6 protein-coding genes and 1 pseudogene are annotated in these 3,950 nt (G+C 71.0%); all 7 read left to right on the top strand.

Annotation, left to right across the window (positions count from 1 at the left end; translation table 11 throughout):
* A pseudogene (locus G6016_RS11285) lies at positions 1-435 on the top strand (hypothetical protein); the annotation flags it as partial.
* Between the two features lie 33 nt (positions 436-468).
* Positions 469-1,092 carry a GTP cyclohydrolase I FolE gene (gene folE / locus G6016_RS11280; RefSeq protein WP_182632746.1) on the top strand — a complete coding sequence of 208 codons (624 nt, stop codon included), beginning with the start codon at positions 469-471 and terminating at the stop codon, positions 1,090-1,092.
* Between the two features lie 41 nt (positions 1,093-1,133).
* Positions 1,134-1,952 carry a dihydropteroate synthase gene (folP, locus tag G6016_RS11275; protein ID WP_182632747.1) on the top strand — a complete coding sequence of 273 codons (819 nt, stop codon included), beginning with the start codon at positions 1,134-1,136 and terminating at the stop codon, positions 1,950-1,952.
* Entirely contained in the window at positions 1,952-2,383 is a 432-nt protein-coding gene (gene folB, locus G6016_RS11270; RefSeq protein ID WP_182632745.1) for a dihydroneopterin aldolase, read from the top strand. The genes folP and folB overlap by 1 nt, the downstream gene beginning before the upstream one ends.
* Positions 2,380-2,904: a 2-amino-4-hydroxy-6-hydroxymethyldihydropteridine diphosphokinase gene (gene folK, locus G6016_RS11265; protein ID WP_182632744.1), complete on the top strand. Its 525-nt coding sequence runs from the start codon at positions 2,380-2,382 to the stop codon at positions 2,902-2,904. Before folB ends, folK begins: the two co-directional genes overlap by 4 nt.
* A gap of 1 nt (position 2,905) precedes the next feature.
* Positions 2,906-3,394 carry a DUF3180 domain-containing protein gene (locus tag G6016_RS11260; protein WP_182632743.1) on the top strand — a complete coding sequence of 163 codons (489 nt, stop codon included), beginning with the start codon at positions 2,906-2,908 and terminating at the stop codon, positions 3,392-3,394.
* A 67-nt stretch (positions 3,395-3,461) separates the two neighbouring features.
* Positions 3,462-3,950 (top strand): DUF6779 domain-containing protein (locus G6016_RS11255; RefSeq protein ID WP_338403588.1); only part of this gene is annotated, 489 nt, incomplete at its 3' end.

Here is a 3,950-nt window from a genome sequence, read left to right as displayed (position 1 = left end):
CCGAGCACGCCGAGCACGCCGAGCACGCCGAGCGGATACGGGTACGGCGAGCAGGGCGCCGGCGGGTTCGGTGGACACGGGCCGAGCGGGGCTGAGACCACGCGGATCCCGGCGACTCCCCGCGAGGACGAGCCCACCACTTCCGCCTCGGACGAGGCCGATTCCCAGGACTGGTATGGCCCGCGGACCCGGGCCTGGTCTGCTGCTGCGGGATCGTCGACTGGTTCCCCATCGGCGCCGGAGTCCGCGTACCCGGTGTCGGGGGAGAGCCGCCCGCAGCGCGCGGACTCGGACTCGGACACGGGCTCCGGGGCCAGGTCCGATTCCGACTCAGGTGCCGGGTCTGATTCCGGGCCCACCACCCGCGGGTCGGGCTCCCACCGTCGTGAGGACAAGGACCCCGACTGGCGTGCACCGTGGGAACGTGACGACTGACCTTCTGGTCGGATTCGTGCGAGAAGAGGATTGATGACGACCATTGACCACCTGCAATCCGCCGAACCCCGCTCCGTATCCACGGGCCGGGAGTTCGACGCCGAGCGCGCCGAGGCCGCTGTCCGCGAACTGCTGATCGCGGTCGGGGAGGACCCGGACCGCGAAGGCCTGCGCGACACCCCGGCGCGGGTCGCCCGTGCCTACCGCGAGGTCTTCGCGGGGATGTACACCGACCCGTCGGAGGTGCTGGCCAAGACGTTCGACGAGGACCATCGCGAACTCGTGCTCGTGCGGGACATCCCCATCTACTCGACGTGCGAGCACCACCTCGTGCCGTTCCACGGGGTCGCCCACATCGGGTACATCCCCGGCAAATCCGGCGCGGTCACCGGCCTGAGCAAGCTGGCCCGGCTGGTGGATCTGTACGCCAAGCGCCCGCAGGTGCAGGAGCGGCTGACCAGCCAGGTCGCCGACGCGTTGGTGGACCGGCTCGCCCCGTCGGGCGTGCTCGTGGTGATCGAGTGCGAGCACCTGTGCATGGCCATGCGCGGCATCCGTAAGCCCGGATCGGTCACCACCACCTCGGCGGTCCGGGGCATCATGCGGAGCAACGCCTCGACCAGGGCGGAGGCCTTGGGCCTCCTGCGTGGGACGTGAGCGCGGCACACCCGCTTCCCCGCCCGGGCCGCTGCGCGGTCATGGGGGTCCTCAACGTCACCGCCGATTCGTTCTCCGACGGCGGTCGGCACCTCGCCCTCGATGACGCCGTGGCGCACGCCCACCGCATGGTGGCCGCCGGCGCGGACATTATCGACGTCGGCGGCGAATCCACCCGGCCGGGTGCCCAGCGTGTGGACGAGTCCGACGAGGAACTCCGCGTCCTGCCGGTGGTCCGGGCACTCGACGGGATCGTGCCGGTGTCCGTGGACACCATGCGGGCCCGGGTCGCGGCATCAGCGCTGGAGGCGAACGCCACCGTGATCAACGACGTCTCCGGAGGACTCGCGGACCCGGACATGCTGCGGGTCGTCGCCGAGCACCACGCGCCCGTGATCCTCATGCACTGGGTCTCGCCCGACGACTACCTGGCCGGCGCCGGTGGCCGGGCCGACTACGGCGGGGACGTGGTGGGATCCGTCCGCGACCACCTGGCCCGCCGCGCCGATGCGGCACTCGCCGCCGGGATCGATGCCGGAGACGTCGTGCTGGATCCGGGCCTGGGGTTCGCCAAGAACGCCAACGACAACTGGGCGCTGCTGCGCGGCCTCGACCGATTGCTCGAACTCGGCTTTCCCGTGCTGGTGGCCGCGTCGAGGAAACGATTCATCGGATCGCTCCTGGCCGGCGAGGACGGCGAACCGCGCGAGGTGTCCGGACGCGATGCGGCGACCGCGGCAATCACCTCGATCTCCGCCGCCGCCGGGGCCTGGGGAGTGCGGGTCCACGACGTCAAGCCGAGCGCGGACGCCGTACGGGTGGCAGCAGCGTGGACCGCGGGGAAGGCAGGAAGTCACTGATGGCCGACAGGATCGAGCTGAAGGGGCTGAAGGTTCGCGGCCACCACGGGGTCTTCGAGCACGAGAAGCGCGACGGCCAGGACTTCCTGGTGGACCTGGTGCTGTGGACCGACTTCACCGCGGCCGCCGCCTCCGATGATCTCGCCGACACCGTCGACTACGGAGCCCTGGCGGCGTTCGCGCACGACATCGTGTCCGGGCCGGCCTGCGACCTCATCGAAACCGTGGCGTCGCGGATCGCGGACGGAATCATGACCATGGCGCCGACGGCCCACGCCGTGGAGGTCACCCTCCACAAGCCGCAGGCGCCGATCCCCGCCGAATTTGCGGACGTGGCGGTGGTGGCCCGCCGCTCCCGCAGGTCCGACCGCGGCCAGACGGCGGAGCAGGCGGCGGGACAGGCGGCGGGACAGGCGGCGGACCCACGATGAGCTGCCTTGCGGTGCTGTCGATCGGCGGCAATCAGGGAGATTCGCTGGCTCTGCTCCGCGGCGTCGCCGAGGCGGCGGCCGCGGACGGCATCCTGCGCGCGGTCTCCTCGGTATACGCCACCCCGCCGTGGGGCGGCGTCGAGCAGGACGACTTCCTAAACGCGATCCTCGTCGTGGAACACCCCAGCACGCCCGCCGACGTCCTCGAGTGGGGCTTCGAGCGGGAACGCGCGGCCGACCGCACCCGTCAGGTGAGGTGGGGGCCGCGCACCCTCGACGTCGACGTGATCACCGCCGAGGTGGACGGTACGCAGTTGACCTCGGACGACGAGAGCCTCACGCTCCCACACCCCCGCGCCCGCGAGCGCGCGTTCGTGCTGGTCCCGTGGCTGGAAATCGATCCGGACGCGGTGCTCGCCGGGGCCGGTGTCCGGGACCTGATCGACACGCTCGACCCCGCGGATGTGGCGGCGATCCGCCGACTCGATCAGCCGCTGGCGCCCGCGGGATGGTCGAGCTGACATGTCGAAGATCTCCAAGATCACGCTGGTACTGATCGCGGTTGTCGCCGCGGTGGCCGCCTACGTCCTCACCGGCACGTTCCTCGGATCGTTTCCGCCGGTCGGCTTCGGCTGGGTGACGCTGGTCGTGATCGCGGTGATCGACGTGCTGCTGGCACTGCGGGTCCGGAACGCGATCTCGGACAACTCGGTCGGCCAGGACCGCAGCCAGATGCACCCGCTGACCATCGCGCGCAGCGCGGCACTCGGACAGTCCTCGGCGATCCTCGGCGCCGCCGCGACCGGGGTGGGCGCCGGGCTGTCGCTGTTCTTCGCGCTCCGGCTCGGTGACCTGGCCGTGGCGGGGGAGGAACTCCCGGCATCGGTGGCCGTCCTGGTGTCCGGCGCGGTGCTGGTGGGGGCGGGACTGTTCCTCGAGTCGGCGTGCCTGACCCCGCCTGACGACGACGACACCGGCCTCGAGAACGCCGGCCTCGCCCAGCCGACGTAGGCCCGAGTCCGGCCAACACACCGTAGTTACCTGTGTGACTGTTGATTCTGCGGCTATCATGCGGGACATGAGTTCCGATGGCGCGACTGACAAGCCACGGCCCGCGCGTCCCGGTCGTGGTGATGACCGGGGTCTGGCGAACATCGCGCTGGGCGTGCTCCTGATCCTCGCGGTGGTGGCCACCGTGGTCATGGTCTTCACCGACAACCCGGTCTGGATGCGCATCGGCACACTCGCCGCGCTCTGGGCCGCCTTCATCGGCGCCTTCCTGGTCGCCCGCTACCGCCGCCAGGCAGCGGCCGAGGCCGCACGCGTCCGTGACCTGCACACCGTCTACGAACTCCAGCTCGAACGTGAGATCTCCGCTCGCCGTGAGCACGAACTCGTGGTGGAGAAGGATCTGCGGGACGCGATCCGCTACGAGACCTCCGAGTCCGTCTACGCCCTGCGCCAGGAGATCGCGTCGCTGCGGGAGCAGCTCGCCGCGATGGGCGTGAGCCTGCCCGAGGACCGGTTCGCCGTGTCGGGTGGTGGCCCCGCCGGTGAACTCGGTGCC

It is taken from the genome of Dietzia aerolata (assembly GCF_014144865.1).
GTDB lineage: Bacteria > Actinomycetota > Actinomycetes > Mycobacteriales > Mycobacteriaceae > Dietzia > Dietzia aerolata.
This window is presented reverse-complemented; position numbering and strand designations above follow the sequence as displayed.

Coding starts and splice junctions, on each gene's coding strand:
- folK (WP_182632744.1), top strand. CDS start 2,380: ATGAGCTGCCTTGCGGTGCTGTCGATCGGCGGCAATCAGGGAGATTCG.
- G6016_RS11260 (WP_182632743.1), top strand. CDS start 2,906: ATGTCGAAGATCTCCAAGATCACGCTGGTACTGATCGCGGTTGTCGCC.
- folP (WP_182632747.1), top strand. CDS start 1,134: ATGGGGGTCCTCAACGTCACCGCCGATTCGTTCTCCGACGGCGGTCGG.
- folE (WP_182632746.1), top strand. CDS start 469: ATGACGACCATTGACCACCTGCAATCCGCCGAACCCCGCTCCGTATCC.
- folB (WP_182632745.1), top strand. CDS start 1,952: ATGGCCGACAGGATCGAGCTGAAGGGGCTGAAGGTTCGCGGCCACCAC.